The organism is Selenomonas sp. AE3005 (assembly GCF_000686945.1).
Lineage (GTDB): Bacteria > Bacillota > Negativicutes > Selenomonadales > Selenomonadaceae > Selenomonas_A.
The window spans coordinates 21,737-44,666 of sequence record NZ_JMME01000005.1; the positions used below are offsets into that span (position 1 = coordinate 21,737).

Annotated in this window: 19 protein-coding genes; all 19 read left to right on the forward strand. The window is 49.1% G+C overall.

Annotated features, from left to right (window positions below):
- Window positions 1–19 precede the first annotated feature (19 nt).
- The 19 genes from DL94_RS14230 to DL94_RS0104385 all read left to right on the forward strand — a co-directional run bounded on the left by DL94_RS14230 (window position 20) and on the right by DL94_RS0104385 (window position 22,902).
- Window positions 20–2,086, forward strand: a complete 2,067-nt coding sequence (locus DL94_RS14230; RefSeq protein WP_051586306.1) for a portal protein — start codon at window positions 20–22, stop codon at window positions 2,084–2,086.
- 1 nt (window position 2,087) lies between these two features.
- On the forward strand, window positions 2,088–2,363 hold the full coding sequence (locus tag DL94_RS0104300; protein WP_028129084.1) for a hypothetical protein: 276 nt from the start codon (window positions 2,088–2,090) through the stop codon (window positions 2,361–2,363).
- Window positions 2,350–2,538: a hypothetical protein gene (locus DL94_RS0104305; protein WP_028129085.1), complete on the forward strand. Its 189-nt coding sequence runs from the start codon at window positions 2,350–2,352 to the stop codon at window positions 2,536–2,538. The genes DL94_RS0104300 and DL94_RS0104305 overlap by 14 nt, the downstream gene beginning before the upstream one ends.
- Complete coding sequence (locus DL94_RS0104310; protein WP_028129086.1) at window positions 2,539–3,606, forward strand: hypothetical protein; 1,068 nt, start codon at window positions 2,539–2,541, stop codon at window positions 3,604–3,606.
- Window positions 3,607–3,644: 38 nt separating this feature from the next.
- Window positions 3,645–4,517: a DUF5309 domain-containing protein gene (locus DL94_RS0104315; protein WP_028129087.1), complete on the forward strand. Its 873-nt coding sequence runs from the start codon at window positions 3,645–3,647 to the stop codon at window positions 4,515–4,517.
- A gap of 82 nt (window positions 4,518–4,599) precedes the next feature.
- Window positions 4,600–4,950 (forward strand): hypothetical protein, encoded by a 351-nt coding sequence (locus tag DL94_RS0104320; protein WP_028129088.1) that lies wholly within the window; start codon window positions 4,600–4,602, stop codon window positions 4,948–4,950.
- Window positions 4,951–4,952: 2 nt separating this feature from the next.
- Window positions 4,953–5,525, forward strand: coding sequence for a phage adaptor protein (locus tag DL94_RS0104325; RefSeq protein ID WP_028129089.1), 573 nt, complete (start codon window positions 4,953–4,955; stop codon window positions 5,523–5,525).
- Window positions 5,526–5,536: 11 nt separating this feature from the next.
- The gene (locus DL94_RS0104330; RefSeq protein ID WP_028129090.1) at window positions 5,537–6,013 is read left to right on the forward strand and encodes a hypothetical protein; all 477 of its coding nucleotides are present in this window, start codon (window positions 5,537–5,539) and stop codon (window positions 6,011–6,013) included.
- Window positions 6,010–7,455 carry a hypothetical protein gene (locus DL94_RS0104335; protein WP_028129091.1) on the forward strand — a complete coding sequence of 482 codons (1,446 nt, stop codon included), beginning with the start codon at window positions 6,010–6,012 and terminating at the stop codon, window positions 7,453–7,455. The genes DL94_RS0104330 and DL94_RS0104335 overlap by 4 nt, the downstream gene beginning before the upstream one ends.
- A gap of 3 nt (window positions 7,456–7,458) precedes the next feature.
- On the forward strand, window positions 7,459–8,757 hold the full coding sequence (locus DL94_RS0104340) for a hypothetical protein (RefSeq protein WP_028129092.1): 1,299 nt from the start codon (window positions 7,459–7,461) through the stop codon (window positions 8,755–8,757).
- Window positions 8,754–9,425, forward strand: coding sequence for a hypothetical protein (locus DL94_RS0104345; RefSeq protein ID WP_028129093.1), 672 nt, complete (start codon window positions 8,754–8,756; stop codon window positions 9,423–9,425). Before DL94_RS0104340 ends, DL94_RS0104345 begins: the two co-directional genes overlap by 4 nt.
- Window positions 9,373–9,816 (forward strand): hypothetical protein, encoded by a 444-nt coding sequence (locus DL94_RS0104350; RefSeq protein WP_028129094.1) that lies wholly within the window; start codon window positions 9,373–9,375, stop codon window positions 9,814–9,816. Before DL94_RS0104345 ends, DL94_RS0104350 begins: the two co-directional genes overlap by 53 nt.
- Window positions 9,809–13,498: a hypothetical protein gene (locus DL94_RS0104355; RefSeq protein ID WP_028129095.1), complete on the forward strand. Its 3,690-nt coding sequence runs from the start codon at window positions 9,809–9,811 to the stop codon at window positions 13,496–13,498. The genes DL94_RS0104350 and DL94_RS0104355 overlap by 8 nt, the downstream gene beginning before the upstream one ends.
- Before the next feature lie 92 nt (window positions 13,499–13,590).
- Window positions 13,591–14,070, forward strand: coding sequence for a hypothetical protein (locus tag DL94_RS0104360; RefSeq protein WP_028129096.1), 480 nt, complete (start codon window positions 13,591–13,593; stop codon window positions 14,068–14,070).
- Window positions 14,071–14,088: 18 nt separating this feature from the next.
- Window positions 14,089–16,026 carry a hypothetical protein gene (locus tag DL94_RS0104365; RefSeq protein WP_028129097.1) on the forward strand — a complete coding sequence of 646 codons (1,938 nt, stop codon included), beginning with the start codon at window positions 14,089–14,091 and terminating at the stop codon, window positions 16,024–16,026.
- Between the two features lie 54 nt (window positions 16,027–16,080).
- Complete coding sequence (locus DL94_RS0104370) at window positions 16,081–21,966, forward strand: LPD38 domain-containing protein (RefSeq protein WP_028129098.1); 5,886 nt, start codon at window positions 16,081–16,083, stop codon at window positions 21,964–21,966.
- Between the two features lie 74 nt (window positions 21,967–22,040).
- Window positions 22,041–22,292, forward strand: a complete 252-nt coding sequence (locus DL94_RS0104375; protein ID WP_028129099.1) for a hypothetical protein — start codon at window positions 22,041–22,043, stop codon at window positions 22,290–22,292.
- Window positions 22,293–22,306: 14 nt separating this feature from the next.
- Window positions 22,307–22,453, forward strand: coding sequence for a hypothetical protein (locus DL94_RS15995; RefSeq protein WP_156031674.1), 147 nt, complete (start codon window positions 22,307–22,309; stop codon window positions 22,451–22,453).
- A gap of 116 nt (window positions 22,454–22,569) precedes the next feature.
- Window positions 22,570–22,902, forward strand: coding sequence for a hypothetical protein (locus tag DL94_RS0104385; protein WP_156031676.1), 333 nt, complete (start codon window positions 22,570–22,572; stop codon window positions 22,900–22,902).
- Window positions 22,903–22,930 lie beyond the last annotated feature (28 nt).

A 22,930-nucleotide genomic window follows, 5' to 3' on the forward strand; every position in this document is an offset into this window, starting at 1 on the left:
AATAAAGGAGTGTTTTTATTTGCTTGAAATCTCAGCAGAGAAAAGAGAAGCTATAACCAACAAGCTGAAAGTCGACATCGCGCTGGCTGATGCTTATTACGAAGAAAAGATTGAACCCAAGGTGATGGAGCGCTACGCCATCTATAAAAGCGACCCTTCCTTCTATAAGAAGATGTTCCCAAGACTTAGCGCCATGTGTAGCCTTAGCACTACGGATGTAAAGGATACAATTTCCTCCGCCATGCCCGCTATTATGAAGACTTTTTTTAGCAGCCAAGACGTTATCACGATTCAGGGCAGGGATGGTATGCCGGAAGATGAACACCGCGCACAGATGATGCAGGCGCTTATCAATTTTGAGCTTGAACAGTCCGGGTGTTATCAGAAGTTCCAGAAGTGGTTCCTCGATTCGCTCATCACAAATCTGGGGATTCTAAAAGTCGACTGGCAGCGTACGTATAAATCAACGCAGGGTACAGAACAGATGATGGCCGAGGCTGTCCCCGTATTCCAGCAGCAGGTAGAACAGGGCGGTGGCTCCATTGATGATATTCAGCTTGATTCTATGACCGGTGTGGCCAATGTCACCTATACAATTAAAGAGATTGATAAGAATCGGCCCCGCTTTATGAATCTGATGGCCTCTGAATTCCGCTTTGACCCTAGTGCTACCTGCCTGGAGGATGCCGACTTCATCGCCCATCGTAAGGTTGTTTCTATTGATTATCTGCGTCGTCAGGCAGAGGCGGGTCTTTATGATAAAGCCGCTGTAGAAGAAGCAGCAGAAAAAGCGGGCAATCCTAACTTTACACAGCTGGACAACTACAACAACGACCATATTGATGATAACTCCGGTTCCAGTGAAGATACTGGCCGCCGTAAAGTTGTTTTATATGAATGCTACGTAAAGCTGAATCTGACTGATGATAAGAACGCAATTCTGCAGGATGTTATCGTAACAATGGCGGCAGATACTATCCTGCGCATTGAAGAAAACAGCTACGAGCGTCAGCCGTTCTTCCTGATTACGCCCGTCTGTGAGCCTCATAAAATCTGGCCTGACAGCGGTTTTGTGGACATTATCGCGCCTAACCAGCATGCTAAAACAGCTATTCTTAAGCAGATGATTATTGCCCTGTCCAAAGCCAATGACTGTCGTATTGCGGTAGATAAATCGGCCATTTATGACGTAAACGAGCTCCTGAACGGCAGCGGCGTAATACAGCTTAATTCCGGTGGCAATATCAATCAGGCTATTCAGCAGCTTCCTTCGCCACAGATTGCGAACTGGGCATTTTCGATGCTGCAGTATCTTGATTCAGATAAGGAAAACAAAAGCGGCCTGACCCGTTACAATCAGGGCACGGACAGCAACAGCTTGAATAAGACTGCAACGGGTATAAACCTTATACAGCAGGCAGCCAATCAGCGCCTTGAACTTATCTGTCGTTGTTTTGCTGAAACTGCGGTAAAGGACTTATTCCGTTTCCTGGTTAAACTGAATCAGCTGTTCCTCAATCAGGCTATCGTAATCAGACTCAATAACGAGCCCCTGCAGGTAGACCCCAGTGACCTAGATGGCAGCTATGATTTAACGGTCAACGCCGCCATGGGTACGTCTTCAAAACAGGATAAGCTGCAGGCTATTCAGATGATTGAGCCTTTGGTTGAAAAGTTAGCCCAGATAGGCATGGCAGGCCCCGAACAGTTCTATAACGTGTTTAAGAAGACCTGCGAATCCCTTGACTTCAAGAACGCCGATGAGTTCGTGATGAACCCGCAGCAGAGCCAGCAGTATCAGGCTCAGCAGGCACAACAGGCGCAACAGAACCAGCCGCCTGTTATCGTACCGAAATATGATGAAGTGCCGGAAGAAGTACAGGCTCAGGCCCTGCAGCGTCTGGGATATCAGGTTACGCCGGACATGTTCGCAAATAAAGAACGCACCGATGCCCTGCGCGTAGCTACCCATGAACATGCTAAATCAGAGGCAAATCGTGAGTCTTCCGTTGCGTCTGATGCGGCCGTAGCCCAGTATTTACGCGCCTCCAACGCCCCCACGGAACCGGAAGGAATGATGATGTAAGATGGACGGTAAAACAAAGAAGTATTATCAGGAACGCTTAAGAAAGAGTCAGGATGCGGCGGCGGCCAAAGCTTATCTTATTCCTTATTTGACTAGCCTGCAGACTGATGCTATAACCAAGCTCTCAAAAGTCCATATAGATGAGCAGACTCTTCACTATAACCAGCTTCTCCTTGCCGTAGCAGCAAAAATGGAGCATGACCTGAATAACGACCTGCAGATGGGTGAGGAAGCGCGCCGAAAATTGTTGGAGATTGATAGCGATGAGTCTGTTTAAAGGATTTACCGCCAGTGACCTGATTGAGCGCACACCAGCCTCCTTAATCGCGACCCTGGCGAATGAATTATCACTCACGAATAAAGCCTTAGAAGCACTTTCTGAAGAAAATCGTCAGCTTATGTTGAAAATTGCCGAGCTTACTAAGTCTACCAATAATGAAGGGAATGATTAATTGATGGAAGACCAAGTCTTTGAACAGTCTGCCGTTAACCCAGATATGAATTCTTCGGAGTCAGTTTCCGCTGCACCGGAGTCCCAGGAGAACAGCTCAAGTAGCACAGAGGAGACGTCCTTTGATGCGAAGAGCCTCGGCTCCATGGATGAGAATGACCAGTTTGAGGCACTTAAAGCCGCTGGCGTTCTGGGTGATGAGCCCACCACGAAAAACGTTGAATCGAATAAAGTAGCTGAGCCGCTTCAGGGTGATGCTTCCGTAGAACAAGCCAACGAGCACTCTGCAGAATCATCGCAGCAAGAAGAGACTCTGGACGTGACGATTGACGGCAAGACAGTTAAGATGAGCAAAAATGAGCTCATCGCAGGATACCAACGACAAGCCGACTATACAAGAAAAACGCAGGAACTTGCAGCAGAGCGCCGTAAATATGACGCTTTAATCGCGCAGGCACAGGCACAACAGACGGAACAGCCAACAAGTAAACCGACAAACACGGCAGAGGCCGTGCAGATGGGCTATGAATCCGCTGTAAAGATGGCCGCCAAACAGCTTAATATCGCCCCTGAAGACTTTAACCAGTTCGACAGCATGCACCAATACGCACTTCAGCAGGCTATTCTTACACAAAATGCCCAAAAGCAGGCTGTTGAGCATCGTAACAGCTACGCATCGAGCCTTATTGACCAGGCCCGTCAGGACCCGATGTGTGACAGCGTTATGAGTAACCTCGACACCGCGATTGGGCAGATGTACTGTAACCCGCAGACTACTGAAGCAGCCAAATTCTTATCTGGTGCGAAAGACAGATTCTTTGCCGGTCAGGCCTCTATGGAAGATATTCAGGCGATTGAAGGCCTCTATAACCATGTACGTTCCTGCATCATCAATCAGTCTGCCAGCAACAAAACCGCGCAGGCTGTGAAACCAGCAGAACCGCCGGCTACGGAAGGTCCGGGCGCAGGAAATGCGGCGCCTAAAGTCCGTATGGATAAGCGTACCTTGCGTTCCAAGCACGGCGACGACCAGTTTGCTTATCTGAAGAGACTGGGCGTATTCAATTAATGTAGAATTTTTAGAACCGAAAGGAATTGATTTTTTAGATGGCAACTTATAGCTTTAACGAAGTTACTAACCGCGAAGACCTCAGCGACGTAATTACTAACATCTCCCCGACTGAAACCCCGCTTGTATCCGCTTTTGGCAAGACCAAGGCAAAATCCACTAAACATGAATGGGTTGAAGATGACCTGGCAGATGCACGCAAGAACGCGCATGCTGAAGGCGAAGACGTGACGGCCGAAGAGGTCGGCGCCCGTAAGCGTCTGTATAACTACACGCAGATTATGCAGCGCTCCTTCAAGGTAACCGAAACCCAGCAGGCTGTTGATACGGCTGGTGTCAGCAACGAGTACGCATATCAGCAGTACAAAGCCATGAAAGCTCTGGCTAAAGACCTTGAGTACGCTCTCGTTAACAACGCAGAGGCCAAAGTCAACGGCGCAAAGGGCGATATCCCTGAAATGGGTGGCGTTCAGGCTTTTGTTAAGACGAATATCGTTAAACCGAAGGCTCTCGATGGTGACGCTATTGCCGACGCCCTGCAGATGGCTTGGGCTGCTGGCGGTGAACCGGGCAAGGTATACTGCTCCGGTAAGAATAAGCGCCTCCTGTCCAAGATGACTACTTCCAACACCAAGACCGTAGCAGCAAAGGACAAGACGCTGACGGAAGCTGTTGACGTTTATGATTCCGATTTTGGCCGCGTAGAAATCGTTGCTTCCCGCTTCATGCCGGATGATAAGCTGTTCGTGCTTGACCCGTCTCTCTTCAAGATTGCATGGCTGCGCAACTTCAAGAAGCAGGAACTGCCGAAGATGGGCGATTCCAAGGCAGGCTACATCATCGGTGAAATGACGCTGGAAGCTCGTGCCGAGAAAGGCAACGCTATCATCGACCTGGGTAAAGGCGAATAATCAACGGTAATATAGAAAGTGAGGGCAGGGCAAAAGCGCCCTGTCCTTTTTAAATGATTATAAACAGAGGTGAATAGACTCTTTGAGTAGCAGAAATCCTACCCAGTTTAAACACTATGAATTAACTGAGGCCGGCGATACTTCACGTAAAATCCTGAGCACGAACGGTACAGAAGACCGTGTAACGACCATCTTCAATAACGACGCTATTCTCGCGCTTAATCAGGAACAGCGTAAGGATGACGGTTTCATGATGATGCCGGGCCTTGGCCTTGTACGCCGTGTAGCCCATATTGATATGAATACGGTGAAGCTCTTGGCCAGTCAGGGTGATAAGAACGCCAAGAAGTATCTTCAGGGCGATACCAACGCAAGGGACAGAATGATTCGTGAATATCCGCATCTTTTTAAAGCCTGCAGCGGGAGGGTATAACGATGGAAGCAAGACAGATAATCAATAAAGTACGCATGACGCCCGCGATTAACGATAATCAGGGCAGTAAGTTCTCGGACTACCAGCTTATTGATGCCCTTAACGCCACCCTGTCGATGGTGTATAACACGCTGGCGGCGTCATCTTCCACCGTACTCAACCGTACCGCAGATATTCAGATAAAGAACAAGCACGGAGAGCTGCCCGATGACTTCCTGCGTATCGTCGCAGTCTATGATAATACTGGCCGTGCGCTTAGCCCCGTACCAAGGGAAGAACCTGTTAAAGATGGTTATCGTATTACTGGCAGCACCATCTTCGCGCCCACCGATATAACCATCGAATATAAGCCCTTTTTTGATGAAGAGGTAACGACGGATACCCTCGACGATGATTTAGACCTCCCGGCCTATTTCAGCAATCTGCTGGTAAAATACAGCGCAGTTATGGCGCTTGGTGCTACTACGCAGGATGCGGACATTATCCAGCAGATAACAACCGATATCTATAACATTGTGGCGGGCCGTGAATATTCTTCTTTATCATTATCTGAAAGTCTTCCCTGGAAACTGTGAGGTGATATAAGATGACAACCCAAGAACTTGTAAATCTGGTCAACCTGGAAGCAGATGAGCTTTTAGACACGGACGAGGACAATATTCCTTACATCAACCACGCCATTGACCTATTATCCTTCTTCCTTTCCGATGACCCTTCGCTTATATCCGTAGCAACGGTAAAGGACAAGGACGATGTGCCCGATAACTTCCAGCGCCTTGTACCTCTTAATGGCTATCCCCTGCGTATTGATGGTAAGAAGTTTCGTATCATCAGCAGTGACCGTAAAGTGACTATCCGTTATTCTACGCATATGCCGCATGTTTCCTCCTTAGAAGACGAAATTCCATTTAAGGAGATGTATGCAGGCTGCCTAGTGCTCATCGCCTCTTATTTGATTAAGAAAAAGACCTATATCCCCGTGCAGTACTGTCAGGAAGATTCTACCTTCGTACAGCAGCTGATGGCGGCCATTAAACAGGCACAGGGCGGTGAACAGAAATGAGTGAATTTCCCGTAAGAGATACCGCAGGATTCTGCTATGGTATCAACCTTTCGCGTTCTTCCGACTCTATCGCGGATGGTGAGGCCGTAGAACTCCATAACTGGGAGTTTGAACCGGAAGACGGCGCATTATCCACTGTTCCGGGCCTTAAACCACTCTTTCACGCGCCCGAGGATATTACGTCGCTCTACTTTGACCGCGTAAACAACGTCTTCTACTATACGACCAGTGACCTGAATCTGTTTAGGGCAGATAATCTTAATTCCTCTGGTGATAAGATAGGTACTCTTTCCGGCAAGGATAAGCCGACATACGCAACGTTCGGCGCCACGCTTCTCGTAGCATCAGGCGGTATTCTCCAGTATGTGTCAAATAAGGGCAAGCTCTTCGAGATTGAAGGCGGCCCCGTTGCTACTTCTATCTGCGTAAGCAACGGCCGCGTAATTGCGTACCACCATGGCTCACCCGAAGTCAAGTATTCCGCCATTGGTGACTGCCTTGTCTGGGGCATTGACCCTGAACACCTGCAGGATAAGAGTCAGCCGCAGTATATAGGCGTAGGTTATAAAGACCCGTCCAATATCGTGGCTGTTGACTTCTTATCCAAGGTAATGCTTGTCTATCAGCAGAACGGACGCGCCTATAAAGTCATTTCTTCTCCTGACCAGGATGATTTCGCCGTAGAACCCGTATCCATGACGGCCTACTGCTCATCACAGCATGCGACCTGCTCCATTGACGATAAATCATACTATATCGGGCAGGACGGCTTTAAGTCATTCAGACCGACTACGGCTTACGGTGATATCGCGCCATTTGATGAAGGCCTCGCCGTAAACTCCGTATTATCACAGCAGGTAACGCCCAACGCAAGAATCTGGCATATTCCCAGCCGGCAGCAGCTCTGGATAAGCCCCGGCGATGGTACTTCCATTTATCTGTATCACTACCTGCCCCGTCTGCAGGACGGCAGGGGAGCATTTACGACGCGCTCCTTCTTTTATCCCATTCATGACGTTATCGATGTAGCGGGCACTGTATATATCGCCTGTGGCAAGACCGTAGCTATACTGGATTCCACCCTTGATACCGACTGCGGCACACAGATACGTGCATCCATTATCGGTCCTGACCGCCTGGCCTCCAAGCACTCTATTCTGGTTATGAACCGTCTTCTCGTTACCGATAACCGTCTGCCAGGCTATATGAGCCTTAAATGCGGAAAGAAAACAAGACAGATAAAATGCGGCACCAGTGACCCGACTATTTACTCCCTGTGGTCTGATGATATCGTTCTCCATACAGAGCCTATCTATCGTGAAAGCAAGACAAGGGATTATAAAGTCGGCGGCGGCTCCAATAAGGAAGTGCAGCTTGTCTTAACTGTTGAAAAAGGCGCGGTAAGTCTTAGAAACCTTTCCTATGAATACCTGGAGGTGTAATTTTTGTCAACAACTGCTTATACAAGACAGTACCCTAACACATTTACGTCCAGCGGTACTACAGTCCTGCAGGGCTTTAAGAACGACGACGCAGAAATCCGCCGTATCCTTTCCCTGCTTGACGCTATGACCGGTGGCGGCAATATAGAAGAATCAGGTGGTGGCGGCGGCGGCGGTTCATCCGTTAACCGTAACTCCATCATCAACGCGGAAGTAACTCCTACGGGCCTTCTTGACTGCTTTATAACCGACGAGAAAAATACGGTCGGCATCCATGCAGAAACGCCCATTATCCTGTCCTTTGCCAGCGGCTTTGCCGGTAAGACGCCGCGTGATTTTATCACCGTAATCAACGAAACAAATCCGAAGGCATGGCAGAATCTTCCCTATACGGAAACAGTTTACCTGTACGCTGAATATAACGTATCCACGCGCATTGTGTCCTTTAACTTCACGACCTTTGAAGATACCTACAGCTACGTTGAACCTGCTGCACCGAAAGCAGGCCAGTGCTGGTACGATATGAAGGCGCAGCAGATGAAGCTTTTCGATGGCCAGGTATGGCAGAATACGCGACGTATCTTCTTTGCGCAGGCCATGACTAACGGCGCGGGCACAGTTACCATTAAACCGTATTCCATTGTGTCGCGTCCCCGTGCAGCCGAACTGTCTGAGCTCTTAAAGACGAACCCCGAGATTCTTTATACCCTTAAATCCCGTATGATTAACGCAGATACGGCCGATGTTGCCAGGAAACTCACAGCCAAGGCAATCGAAGGTGAAAGCATCTTCGCTAAGTCCTCGGTTACGGCAGAGGAGTCAGTTAATACAAAAAAGGTGGATACGACAGACATTGTGTCCAAAACGGCACGGGCCGATACCATTACTGGGCTCACCGTTAACGCGAGCGGGCTTAATGCAGGATTCGCGGCGGTGGAAAGACTCGAAGTAACCAAGGAAGAACTTACAGCAGATAAGGGCGCAACCATCAGGGGAACCTTAAACGCGGCAGACCTTAAAGCTAAGACATTCGAGGTTGAGTCTTCCTCCAACCTGCATGGAACAACCATGATGAATGATGCCTCTGCTGCCTCCCTTGAAACAGCCTCCCTTAAGGTTACGGACACAACACAGGTAAGCAGCCTTAATGTGGCCAAGGATACGGAAATCAAAGGCGACCTTCTGGTATCCGGCAAGATACGCTGCAGCGATATCCCGGTATGCCGTATTCCTTACGCTGACGAGATTGACCGTTATCACGATACCAACTGCAACATCTATATTTCGGAGTATGACGAATGAGTAAGGCAGGCACTCTGACGGTCCGCAGTTCAAAGCTGGGTGGCGGCGTCTTATATCTCCCCGGCGCCCATGCGGTATACCCTAAACCCGGCAACCGTCTTTATTTTCACTACGACGCAGTGCATAACTACGACGAGCAGACGACATATCACGATACGCGGGCAATTAAAACGCCGGCACTTAAATACAGCTTTATCGTTGAGGCCGAGGCCGCACTTCACTATAAAGACAAAAACGGCAGCTGGTTCATGATACCTCTTCTATCAAGCATATACAATGGCAGGGTTTATGTGCGTGTTAAATTTAAAACCACTGAGGATGCCGAAACATTCTTCGGCTGCAGCGTATCCCTGGCAGTAAGAAATGGCGAGAATAAACATGATACCCATTATCCGAACAGTCATCTTCCTTATGGCTGGAAACAACTGGGAGACAGGGAATTCGTTAACTACGCCAACCGCCTTTATGCCGCAGGCTTTGGTGATGACCACTTCCTTTCCGATGCCAGTGCGAAGTTTGACCGTGATTACTACTACAAGAAGATGACACTGGTAGGCAAAGGATTTAAGAGATATCACCCCTGTATACTGGCCGATACCATTGACAGCTGGATAGATGAAAGACGTCCGTCCGTTACCGTGGAAGAAGCAGAAGCGGGCAGGTACTGAAGAACAAAGGAAGGGGAAAGCGCCCATTAAAGACTTTGATTATTTTAAGAAATTCTACGAAGAGAAAGCAGAGCCTCTTGATTTTGACGAGGGCTGTGAAGTCTACTACGAAGAAGGGCAGGGGTTTATAAGCTATAAGATGCTTAATCCCGAAACTCTTTATCTGTCCGATTCCTGCTGTGACAACAACATACGCTGGATGTCGGATGCTGCCTTAAGAATAGCCAAAGAAAAGGGCGCCCGTTTCCTTATAACGTATACCCTGCGCAATCCCAAAGCATACCTGCGCCTCGTACATAGGATAGGCCACAACGCCCACTTAGATTTATCTTTGAGCCGGTATCTCCCCAACGGGAAGTTCTACTGGTTCATCATAGAAAGGATTGATTGATATCAGCGTCTTTAAACAGTTAAACGAATATGATGCTTACCTGCGTCCCGTCTTTACGGGCCTTGGCCACTGCCACTGCAAAGGTGGCGGTGAATCCACCACGGTGCAGAAGCGTGATATTCCTGCGCAGACCAAAGAAGAAAAAGCACTGCAGGACAAACTCCAGAAATACTCGGAATCAGGACTTGCCGGTGCCACGAAACTTCAGCAGGAGGCCCTTGATTACTTAAAGAACGTCAAAGGCTATGACTGGGATGACCTGTATAAGAAGTATAACGGCGACATTGATAAGGCCCTGGCAGACTTTAAAAAATCGGGCGATAAGAACCTTGCCAGTTACGCCCGCGCCGTAGAAAAGGAACGCAGCGAATACTTATCCGAAGCCAATAAGAACTACGCTAATCAGAAGGCAGAGTCAGACCGCAACACTTCCGACTATGCCGCAGCACAGGAAGGGGCCAGAAGCCGCTACGAAAATGACTCTTCCCGTAACACCGCTGATTATACAGGCAGAACCAATGCCGAGGCCTCAAAATACGAAAACGCGCTGAATAATGCACGGGCTTCCTATGAATCAGGCTTAAACGGTGCAAGGGCCGACGCAGATAAAAGGGAAGAAGGAAACGCGGCCACCTATGCTTATTCCCAGCAGAATAATACAGACCGTAACTACGATGAACTGACCAAGGCGCGCAATGCCTACGCAGACGCCCAGCGTGGTACTTTATCTGACTATACGGACCGTCGTGACGGCGCCGATAAACAGCACCAGTACGACCTTGAATCTGCCAACAGGCACTATAAAGACCGTCAGGAGCTCGAAAACCAGCATTATAACGACCAGAGTCAGAACGATATCTACTCCCATAGCAGCAACCAGAGCAATATCAACAACCGCTACGAGCGTCAGCAGGGTACAAACATTCAGCGCAACCAGAATAAGCGGGCAGATAATGACCTTGATTACCGTAATGAGCGCGAAGACCTTATTGATAAGCGTGACCGTGCCAACGATTCAAATAACCGCACCTGGGAACTGCAGAGTAGTGATAATAACTTCAATTCCACAACGAACCGTCTGCATAATGAAATCCGCTACGGACAGGAATCCGGCCAGAACCTGCAGGATAAGAACGATAAACTGGCTAAGTCCGAGCGTGACTATATAAACAATCAGGGCTCCAATATTGACCGCTACCGTCAGGAACAGGAAGAACACCTTAACCAGCATCAGGGGCGTCAGGATGAAGAGCTTTATAACTATAAGAACGATAAGCTGGAGGCGGCCAAGGAACTCTATAACCGCCAGCAGGATAATATCTCCGTACGTTCTGATGCCGACAGTGCAGAGAACGCGAAGAATACGGCCAACAATGACTCTTATCTGTCTAACTGGAATAACCGCTCCCAGCAGCTTAATGACCGCCACCGCAGCGAACTGGAAGGCAGTACGAATGATTATACCAGTAAGCTGGATGATATAGGCAGCCGTTACCGCTCCAAGCTGGATGATATTGAAAGCCGCTATACCAACGCCCAGTATGGCAACGCAGATAAATGGGAAGAGCTTTCCAACGGCAGACTGGCAGGTGACTGGGCAAAGAACAGACGGCAGGCATTAAAGGACGACCTTGATGCTACACAGGGCTCCTGGTTATCCAATATGGCAAGACGCGGCATCATCAACTCCTCCACCGCGAATACTGGCCTTGATTCCGTTAACCAGTCTGTTTCCGATACACTGGCCAAGAGCTTTTCAAACGACATGGCACAGCAGGCAGGAATCCTGCGTGACCAGCAGGCACAGGATAAAGACCGTTATACCTCCCTCTGGAACCTGTATAACGCTGACCGTACGGATGAGGAAAACCGCGCAAAGGCCGCCTATGACGCAAGAAATGTGCTTTCAAACACCAGCTACAATGATGCTCTTAAACAGGTATCTGATTACTATAATCAGCAGGTGTCTAACGAGGCTAAGCGTCATCAGGACGTCTTAAACTACAACCAGAACGTATATAACGAGCGTACGGATGCAGATAAGGCCTACAATGCGGGCTTAAATGATACCTACGATAAGACACATCAGACTGCCACAGCGCAGGAGGCCAACAACTACGCGGCACGGCAGCAGGCAGATACGAACAACTTCAACGCGGCCACGACCTTTAACCAGAATCTCTACAACAACCGCAACCAGCAGGCACAGCAGGGCTTTGCTGACGCACAGGGTATCACCGACACCTTAAATAAGCAGAGACAGGCAGATGAGGCGGCCCGTTATGCCCAGCAGAAAGACTATATCGACAATTCCTACGCGCATCAGCAGGCAAGAAACGATGCCTACAACAACGCCATGATTGAAACTGCCGATAAGTACTGGGATAATCGCGCCAAGGCCGAAGCTGACCGTTTCGCGGCCCAGTCTTCTTTGAATAGCGACGTCTACAATCACAGCACCAATTTAGAGGGCGATGTTTACAAGGCCCAGCTGGGACTGGATAACCAGCTCCATAATGACCGGCGCGCAGATAACACCGCGTACTATAACAACGATAAGGCTGCGGCAGACAGCGCACAGAAGAGCGCCCTTGATACCGCCTCTGCTTTATATGGTGCGAGAAGCAAGATGGACGATGCCAACAATCAGGCTCGCGTAAATGCGGAAACCCAGCGTTATAACGCGCAGGAGAAGGCAAATACGCAGGCATATAACGCCTTTAATGACTATAACAAGGCAAAGGACGCCCGTGACCTCGCCGCGCTTAAGGACATATATGCCAGCACGACAAATAACGCGGACAACATCTACAAAGTCAACTCCACGGCTGCGGATAATATCTACAAGACGAACCAGAGCCTGTATGATAACGTCTACAAGGCCGCAAATACAGATAACAACAATATCTACTCCGCACGGCAGAAGGCTACGGATAACTACTATAACGGTATCAACACGGCCAACCAGCATAATTTCGATACTGGTATCGCGGCCCAGGGTACTTACTTTAACGGCGCACAGCAGCAGGCACAGAATGTATTTACCGCGACAACGGGCGCGGCCGATAAACACTTCCAGGGTGCGGGTACGGCACAGGCTAACCAGTTCTACGCACCGGGCCGTATGCTTGATTTTGCCCAGAATCTTTACCTGCCTTCCCAGAATCAGTTTAATACGATGTATTCCGGGCGCATGGGGGCCGCAGGTGCTACTACGACTACTTCCCAGTCCAGCGATAATTCCGGCATGTGGGGCGCAGTGGGGACGCTTGGTTCAGCCTTTGTTGCCTGCTTTACGGCTGGTACGAAAGTTACGACGCCTACAGGTTACAAGAATATCGAGGATATTAAGGCAGGCGATGAAGTCCTTTCCCTTAACGAGCAGGGCGATATCGTAACCAAGAAGGTAACCTACGTAAATCCGCCGCATAAGCAGCGTATAGTTAACGCCTGCTTTAAGAACGGCACAGTCTGGCATACGACAGAGTCTCAGCGCTACTATGACGGCCGCCACTTCTCCTATATTGATTATCCGGGAGAGGCCCTGGTCTTCCATGGCAGACCGAGTGAAATCGCGGCCCTTGAACTTACCGATAAGATTGCCTATGTTTATGACTTTGCCGTAGACGGCGTTAACGTATTCTTCGCCAATGACGTAGCTGCCGAAGGTTTTGGTGAATAAGCAGGAATATAGCCAAATAAAAGAAGTAATGATGTTTATAGTGATGGCGGCGGGGACTACTGTTCCTCTCCGCCGGAAAGGATGATTATTTGATGGATGGAAATGACTGGCTTAAGGCTTTAGGTATTTTAGGTGCTGGCTACTTAGGCGGCAGGGCTCTGGGTATGTTCGGCGGCGGCAGTAAGAAAGTAGCTGGTGACGCCTTGGCAGGTTTGGACCCGACAGCCTCAATGGAAACCAAAGGGGAGGGGTATTCCGCAGGGACAGCGCCTAAAGAACTTACTGTTACCGTACCGCAGGGAAAGAAGTTTGATTTCAGCAAGATAGCGCCAGACCTCTTTAAAGGTTTCGGACAGCTCATGGGTGGCGGCAAGGCTCCTACTCCTGCTGCCGCATCAGAGGCTCCTGCCCCCGCAGCCTCCGCTGCTCCCGTAGTACAGGGACAGAACTTAACGCCGAATAATGGCGCGCCGGGAAGCTATCAGGCAGGAATCCAGTTGGCCCCTACAGTACAGGGCTATAATTTCCTGGGTAATTTCGGCCTTCCTTATGGCCAGCAGAGATTCTTTTAACTGAAAGGAGACTAACGGATGCCATATACAGGACAAGCAGGATATGGGGCCTTTAACGCTTTAGCTGATATCCTGTCTACGTATATAAACAAAAGAGCCGTTGATGGTGCTGCCAAGATGGCCGAACAGTTTGAAAAAGACGCAGAAGCGGCACGACAGCCACAGTATGAAAAGCCTGCTCCTATCGTAACGGAACAGGGCGCCTACGCCAAGGCGGACGCCATGGAGAATCTTCGGCGGCAGGGAATAATGCCTGACATAGACTTCCTTCATGTTAACGGGCCGAAACAGCTTCATTACGGAGCACAGGCTGCTTTTGATAAAGTAGTACCCAACGGCCTGCAGCACATTAACTATACAAACGGTTCGCAGGATGCTAAGACGCAGTATAACTTTACACAGCCGACACAGGCTTTTGGTTATCAGCCTAAGAACGCTTTTAATCTGGCAGATAATCAGAATGGCAACTACTTCCCAATGGGCACGAGCACGCCGCAAGCTGGAGAGCAGTCAGCGGCTCCGACGACAGAATCTGCCGCTGAAGAAACTTCGCCCGTACAGAAGCCATTTAACGCAGATTTCGCGGCACAGAAGGCGCTGCACCCGGAACAGTTCATCGGCAACTACTATGTGGGTAACAATCCTGACGATGAAACACTGAAGAAGGCTTATATCCAGAAATATCAGGAACATAACCAGCGTCCGAACTACCAGAACATGAGCGTAGGCGATATGCAGCGTGAATTTGCACAGCGGAATAATCCCCTGACCGGCATTACCCCCCAGTCGCAGGAAGACTACGTCAATAAGTCCATCGAAAACTACAAGTACCGTAAAGGCATGATGGAACATCCTGAATGGTACGTAGGAAGCCGTTATATTGGTGATAAGCTGACGGGTGATGAGAAACATGATGCTGAAGTCCGCAAAGAAGCACAGGTAGCCAACGAAATTCAGGCGGCCCATGACCGTGAACAGCAGGGAACACCGGCTGCATCGGAATTCCAGTATAAAAATCCAATTAAGGAACAGTACGGCGCAAACGGCAAGATAGCAAAGGCGGCTCCTTCTTACGATGAATACAAACACGCGATGAAGAAGAAACGCGCAGAAGTGCTTAGACAGATGGTAAGCAAGTACGGTGAGGCCGCTGCGGAAAAAGCCCTTAAGATGATTGATTCTACCATTGAGGACAACCTTGACACGTATCAGGACAGTCTACTTGACCAGCAGTTAAGAAGAACCAATGATAAGCTCCTGGCCCGTGATAACAAAGGCAACGTGACAGGGCGCGCAGATATGAGCAGACCTGCGAACAAAATAGCGTTCCTGACGGAACTTGCCAACTACAACAGCATGGCGAAGCGTTTCAATAAGCCTGCCTATGACCTGGCCATTGCCAAAGAGATTCTGAGCAGTGACAACATTAAGACTGTAAACATTGATTCCGGCGGCAATATTCAGCTTATCGGTGTACCCGCTAACGGCGGCAAGTTCGATGACGGCAGTCCTTATCAGGTTCTTGGCACTATCAGCAAGAGCCTGAGTCCGAAGGATATTCTGGTATCGAAGGATAAGGAAAAAGATAGACAGAGCAAAGAGAAGATGAATCATGAAGATAACCAAACAAAACTGGATGTGGCCCATATCAACGGTGAATACCATATTCGGGGTGCGAATATTAAGGGTGCAACAGGTGGTAAAAGTGCCATAGGCTGGCGTAACAAACTGAATCACCTGGGCGAACTTGCTTATCAGTCCATAGGCGAGGATGGCATTCCGGGGACGGCATATAGCGATGCTGATGACCACAACGTAGCAGCTTATGCCGATGAATTACATAAATTCATGGAGTCTTCAGAGGCCGACGAGGATGATATCCGCTGGGCAAAACAGGAGCTGGAACGAGTTAGTGGCAAGTACCAGAATAATCTCCAAGTCTATAGCGCACAGTAATCAAACAGAGGGGAGGGCTTTCCTCCCCGTTTTTAAAGGAGCGATGTAACCTAAATGAGTTTTATTACAGAAAGTCTTGAGGCAAAACGCGAAGAGCGGGAAGGGGCGGCCCAGTATGGTTCTTCGGTTGACTATATAACAGCGAATACACCGGTTGAAGATACAGACTCCAGTGAAGAAAGTTCAGATGGCGGCGGCTCCTTTTGGGGCGAAATGGCGCAGGATATCACAAAGGCGCTTCAGCATGTAGGCCAGGCAATGTCTAATGTTCGTCAGCAGGAACAGGGAGACTTAGAACAGGTAGGCGCGGAAACAGGTCAGGCAGCAGCAGACTGGTACAATGTTGAAGGAAAGGATTATAACGACTTATCTGTTCCCCAGAAACTTGTTCATGGTGATTTCAGGGGCGCGCTTAATGACTTCGACGACTACTACACCAATAATGCCCTTCAGCGTTTTGACCAGCTGCGGGATGATGACGGCAACGTAACACCTGAATCCGCATCTGAAGCAGAAAATGGCAGCAGTTATGGTTATGATGCTACGGGAAGCGCCCCCGTTATTGACCCGAACTCTAACTATGACTATAGTACCACCGAATTCGCGGATAACCTGCCGGGGCATATAGGAAGAGATTTTCGTGACTGGTCAAATTTGGTTGACCAGGACTTTGATACAGTCTGGGAAAGCGGCGGTTCAGAAGGTAAATGGAAACTCTATGAAGACGCCGTCGCAAATCCAGCAATGAAGGTTGCGGCAACTCCTTATATGCCTGCTCCTGCCCGTGTCATAGCCGGGGCAGTAGCGGCTCCTTCATTTATCAGTGGCGTAGTAAACGCGGCATCCGATGGCTATAACGGCGAAGCAGGCAATGGTTCTGGCGGTGTCCTTGGCGCAGCCAATAATGTAGTGGATACCGTAATTGGAAAACCGTTGGAAGAAGTTGTGGGCGCAGTTTCTCATCCGGGCCAGACGCTTTCCGCTATTTACGACCATCCCGCAGACCTCTGGAACAAAGTCCTTGAACCCGGCATGATTGTCGAAGGCGGTATCCGGGCAGGCAAGAAAGGCTATGATTATACACGCAGCAAAGAGACTGAACCTGCGCCTGAACCTGAACAGGCTCCAGAGCCAACATCAGAAGGGATACAGACAGGTTCTGAATATGATGCTGCCATTAACGAAGCCTGTGCCAGGTACGGATTAGACCCCAGACTGGGACACGCGGTAGCACAGACAGAAAGCCAGCATGGGAAGAGTACTTCAAACGTATTCGGTGTCAACGGTATCTCTGACCCCTATGAAAGTATCGATGTCGGCGTAAAGAGCTTGAAGCGCTGTATTGATGATAACGGCGGGGATATTGATGCAGGACTGAGGGAATACAACGGCAACGCGAACCCGGACTATACTTCGACTGTGCACCAGATAGAGAATGAGTACGGAGGCTCTGGAAGAGCCCCCGGAAACTCTGCTTCCTGGGATATCGACATGAGTGAAGTCGGCAACACCATGGATAATCATTCAGTTGGCTGTGTGGAAGCCGTAACCAAACTGGGCAAGAATAATGATTTCCTGGGCCGCGAATTAAATAACGGCGTAGTTGGTGTACCTAAACTCATTGAGGACGCGAAGGCAGAGGGTCGTTACCTGGACTATGACCCCAGTAAGCTGGAACGTGGCGACGTTATCGTCTTTGACGGCGATGAACATGTCATGATGTATGCCGGTGACGGCCGTATCGTAGGCAACAGTTCCAGTCTGGATAGAATCGTAGAGCGCGGCTTAAATGAACAGGGGCAGACGCCTACGGGTATTATCAAGGCAGGAGGAGCAAGAGGCGGCACGGGGAATGTACGAAATCTTGCCAGGGATACCGAGGAAACTGCGGCAGATAACAACAGTCACGCTTTTGATGAAGTAAATAATGCGGCCGAAAAAGGCTCGGACAACCTTCCCTCGCTGGAAGATGAGGCCAGGGCGGAAACAAACAGCCTGCCTGACCCTGAAGAAATCTTCGGTAAAGAGGAAAAGCAGGAGGTTAAGGTAGAGCGCCAGCCTGGTGAATCTGATGATGCTTACGCAGAACGCCTCTATAATCAGGGAGTAAAAATCGGCAATAAGGATGTACCGTCACATAATGATGCTGCTGTCATTAACCAGATAAAAGATGAACTGGGTGAGTTGAAGAAACAGCAGGATATCGCACTGGGGAAACCCGATAGGCTGTCCATCCTTGGTTTATCTGATGCTACAGTAAATGCGATGAAAAAGCTGGGCGATAAGGAAATCCCCTTAAAGTCTTTCAGTGAAACAGACCGCCTTGTACTGAAAAAAGCAGGCTATGAGGGAGAAACCGTAAACGCCTCAAAAGTGGCAGCGGATTATGATGCCAAAGTCCTGATGGATAAAATGATTCGCCAGCGGGCAGAGGAAATTAAGATTAAACAGGCACAGCTGGGAGAACTTGAACTCCGTAAGCCCGAACTAAAAGAAGAGCCCGAACTCCGTAAGCCGGAGCCCAAAGAAGAACCGGCAGGCGAGGACTTGATTGACGACCCGGAATCCTGGGATATCAGGGTTAAGGATGATTTTCAGAACAAAGCACCCAAGGAAGACGAAGGTTTAATTGATGACCCCGAATCCTGGGAACTGGAAGCACCCAAAGATACCGATACCCAGATGAAACGGAATATCGAAAAGATGCTTGAAGACCCGTCCCTGCGCGGTGAATGGATTAACCCCGAAAAGAAATCAAACTCACTGGCGGAAAGAACTTTCCCGAAGAATAAGAAAGACAGGGTACAGGAAGAACCGGAAGAAAGCGTAGAACCTATCACCAACAAAGAACTGCGTGACCGTATAGAGGCTTTCGGTTACAGGCTGGATGATTCCAACTTCAACGAGAAAAGGGCAGGCGGCCGCGATTCCTATGTGGATGGCAATACAATCGTAACCAAGCATCAGAACGATACGGACGCACAGGTTCATCATCTCGCAGATAAGCTGACGGATGACTTCAATATTACGGAACAGCGCTACGACCAGGAACTTAATGACGGCCTGAAAAAGATGTGGGAACGGAACAAGTACGGCGTAGACAGGGAAAAGGAATACTACCATGATGATGAAGGTATCCACAGCCCGGATAATCGGCGCTTTGCCGTCATGAACGCAATAAAAGAGCATCTTCATGACCCTGAACAGGCTAAGGCAGATTTCCCGCAGTTTGACCGTGTTATTGAAGAGAAGATTAAGGAAAGCGGCCTCGAAACACAGGTAAAGGAACTGCAGGACGGGCTTTACCGCATGCGTACCCAGTCTCCTGAAGCCGCAGTAGAAGCATCACTGGAGGCCTATGACCCGTACGCAGGACTGGGCAGGATAGAAACCGCGAAACAGATGGTAAGCAACGGGCTGACTAAGCTCAAGATGCAGCTTGTTGACGAGGACTATGGCGCCAAGCGTTTCGATGAAAAGAAAAAAGCAGCTGGCGGCAGCGTAGAACATTCAAAAGACACCCTCTACGACAACATATCCTACGCAAAAGGTACGGGCAAAGGCGTAGCAGAACTTATGGTTGAACCTCATAAGGCAGAGGATGCAGGTAAAATCGCGAATTCCATCAATAAGGTCTTTGGCGAAGGTACAGTCAAGGAACACAAGAGCCTGCATAATATCATTCAGGGCTATCATCAGGCAGTTAAAGGCAAGTTCGGCAACAAGGACATGCTGCAGGCACTCAATGCTTATCTGGCTGCCAATACGCTCCACCGGAATCTTAAGGCGCGTGAAAACAGACTTACAAATGAGATTAATCGCCGTGAGAACCTTATAAAGAACAAGGGGATAGATACGGAACTCAACATGGAAGATTCTGCTCCTGCAGCAAGAGCGAAAGGCTATATGGCTGCCATGGACTTCGGCGGCAAGCAGAAGCAAAAAGCGCTGGAAAAAGAACTCCATCAGCTCCGTTCAGGTGGTTACCAGATGCCCTGGCGCAATGGCGTCGTGGACGCGAGAAAAGTGGTCAAGAACGCGCCTCAAGAAGTAAAAGACGCCGCTAAGGAGATTTATGATTATACTGATAACCTGCTGAATATCGCGGAGAAGTCGGGGCTTATCTCAAATAAGGTGCATAAGGCGCTTAAAGGAAACTTCCTGCCGATATCCAAGGCTTTCAAGCCCCAGCTGGAATCCGCGTTAAAAGAAGCCGGTGTACCCGATGCGGAAATTAAGAGCGCGATGAGAACCTTTGACAGCATTAAGGGCAGCAACCACGATATCCACAACGTACTGGAAGACGTGGAAAACTATACCCAGACGCTCACCAATGAGGCGGCGCGGAATAAGCTCGTTATTGAGCCGATGGTAAAAGACCTCAAGGCGTTTAAGCTCGGACGCGAAGTTGACCCCGAAAAGGTAACGGATGAAAGTACCGTAGTCTTTGGCTGGGAAAACGGCAAAAGGGTGGCTTACGATGTACAGGACCCGCTGATTAAACAGGCGATGGACGTAATCGAGTCGCCGGAAGAAACCAATGCCATAATGAGATGCTGGGCAGGCATGATGGATTTCTGGCGCGCAGGAACGGTTAACACCCCGGCCTTTACCGCAACGCAGCTTGTTCGTCAGTTCGTGGATGGCCTTCTGCTGGGTGAAGGAAAGATGTATAAACCTGTGAAAACCGAGATTGACGGCCTTAAGAGCCTTAAATCCAAAGACCAGGATTATTACGACTTCAAGGTTGCAGGTATCAGCCACTCCAACATGGTAGCTCTTGACAAAGGCAACGTTACCAAGTCTGTTAAGCAGGCATACGATAAGCCTCTGGTGACCTGGAAAGGATTCAAGGAGAAAGCCACTGCGATACCTTCTGCGGTAGAAAGTTCAACCCGTCTGGGCAAGTTTAAGTCTGATTTAAAAGGCGGCGCAGACTTTGAAGATGCCGTAATGAACGCCAAGAGGGTGGCCGTAGACTTTGGCCGCCATGGTTCCTTCGGTAAGAAGGTCAACCGCTACGGACCGTTCTTCAATGCGGCAATTCAGGGTACAAGAGCTTATATACATGCCCTGTTCCGTGGCAGGAATAGGAAACGCGCAGCCATCGTAGCAGGTACTGCGGTGGGAATGACTTATCTGAACTGGCTTCGCATCCATAATGAACCCTGGTATCAGGATATGTCGGACGAAGAAAAGAGCCGCAGCTGGTTCTTGTCCGAACATCTGACTATTCCAAAGAGCCAGGAACTTGGTGCTCTCTGCGGCGCCTTTGAAAATCTCTTTAACGCTACGCAGGATGGTAAGTACGGCAAACATTTACTGGAAACAGCCAAGCTCTTATATGAACTTCTCCCCGGCATGCCGACAACCGGCCCGTTAACAGCTGTAGAACTTAAAATGAACTACGACCTCTTCAGCAATCGTGAAATCGTAGCAGATAAGTATAAGAAAAAGGACTTCGACAACTCTTACGATAAGAACAAGACCAGCACTATGGCTGTAGAAATAGCCAGAGCTTTAGGGGTTAATCCCGCACAGGTTGAATTCACGTCAAAAGGCGTCGGTGGCCAGATGGCGAAACAGCTCATGGATACTGCAGACTGGGCTAAGGGCAATCGTAACCTGACACTTGGAAAAGCCCTGGGATTCAGTGCGAAGTTTACGCCGGATAAGCATTCTTCACAGGCAGTTTCCGACTTCTATGAGCTGAAGGAGAAAACAGCCAAGGCATTTGACGGCACGAAAGAATCTCCCGGCGGGACAAATAAGTATAATACGACCGCCATGAAAAAGAACTTCCGCCTTAAACAGATGTCTGCTTCTGACCGCCGCGACTATATGTTTGTGGAAAAGGTAGAGCATGACCTGAAGAACATAAAGGATAAGAATAAGCAGCAGGAATACATCAAGAAAGCCATGAGGGGATACAAGAAGTAAATTGAAAAAGAGGCTGTTTCGGCAGTCTCTTATCAATAGAAGGGCCTGGAATAAAAAATAGAGGAAAGAGAAGCATGAATGACAGTGAAAATATACTCATGACCCAGCTTAACCGTATTGAGGTCAAGATGGATGCACTGACGGGAAGCCTGAACAAAGTCTCCGACCGATTAAGCAGGTTAGAAGCCAAGGTGGAGGCGCAGGATAATATAAACAAGAAGGTAGATGAACTCTGGGCCATGAAGAATCAGGGAGTGGGGATTAAAACCATCTTTGCCTGGCTGATTCCGTTACTGCTCAGTATGTACGGTATCTATATCAAATAAGGAGTTGAGGGATAATGCTGGAACATGTTACGGTCAACGGAATAGTGGCTACGGGCCTGGTAGTTGCTTTAATTGTCGGCATGTGCGGCGGTTACGATGTATCCGTAGTCAACGGGATAGTAGGCGCCCTCGCCGGTGTTTTAATTGGTAAGCACCTGTAAGAGCCGACAACTCCGGTTTCTCCAACAATCAAGGGGATGCTGAACGGAGGAAAACGAAGTTTTCCGACATGAACGGAATGACTGGAGTGAGCATAGCGAGCGAAAGGAATGAGTGAGTGATTAGCCTTAAAAAAGGGGCTGTTACGTTGGTGCGCGGCGATACTGCCGTGCTCAACGTGGCCTTACATGATAACACGCTGGATAAGGATTACGAGATGAATGAAGGCGATAAGCTGGTATTTACCGTAAGGGAAGACGCAGGGGATACGGGCGCGCCCTTACTTCAGATAGAAAGCAGTCAGCCGCGTATCTTTTTTAAACACGAGGATACGAAGGATTTAGAGGCGGGCCGCTATGTGTATGATATCTGTCTGTTTACTTCTTTAGGCATGGTACAGACTATAGGGCCGGCCGCGTTCATCCTAAAGCAGGACGTTAACCACGACTAAATCTCTGATTTAGTCTCTAGTGAAAGGA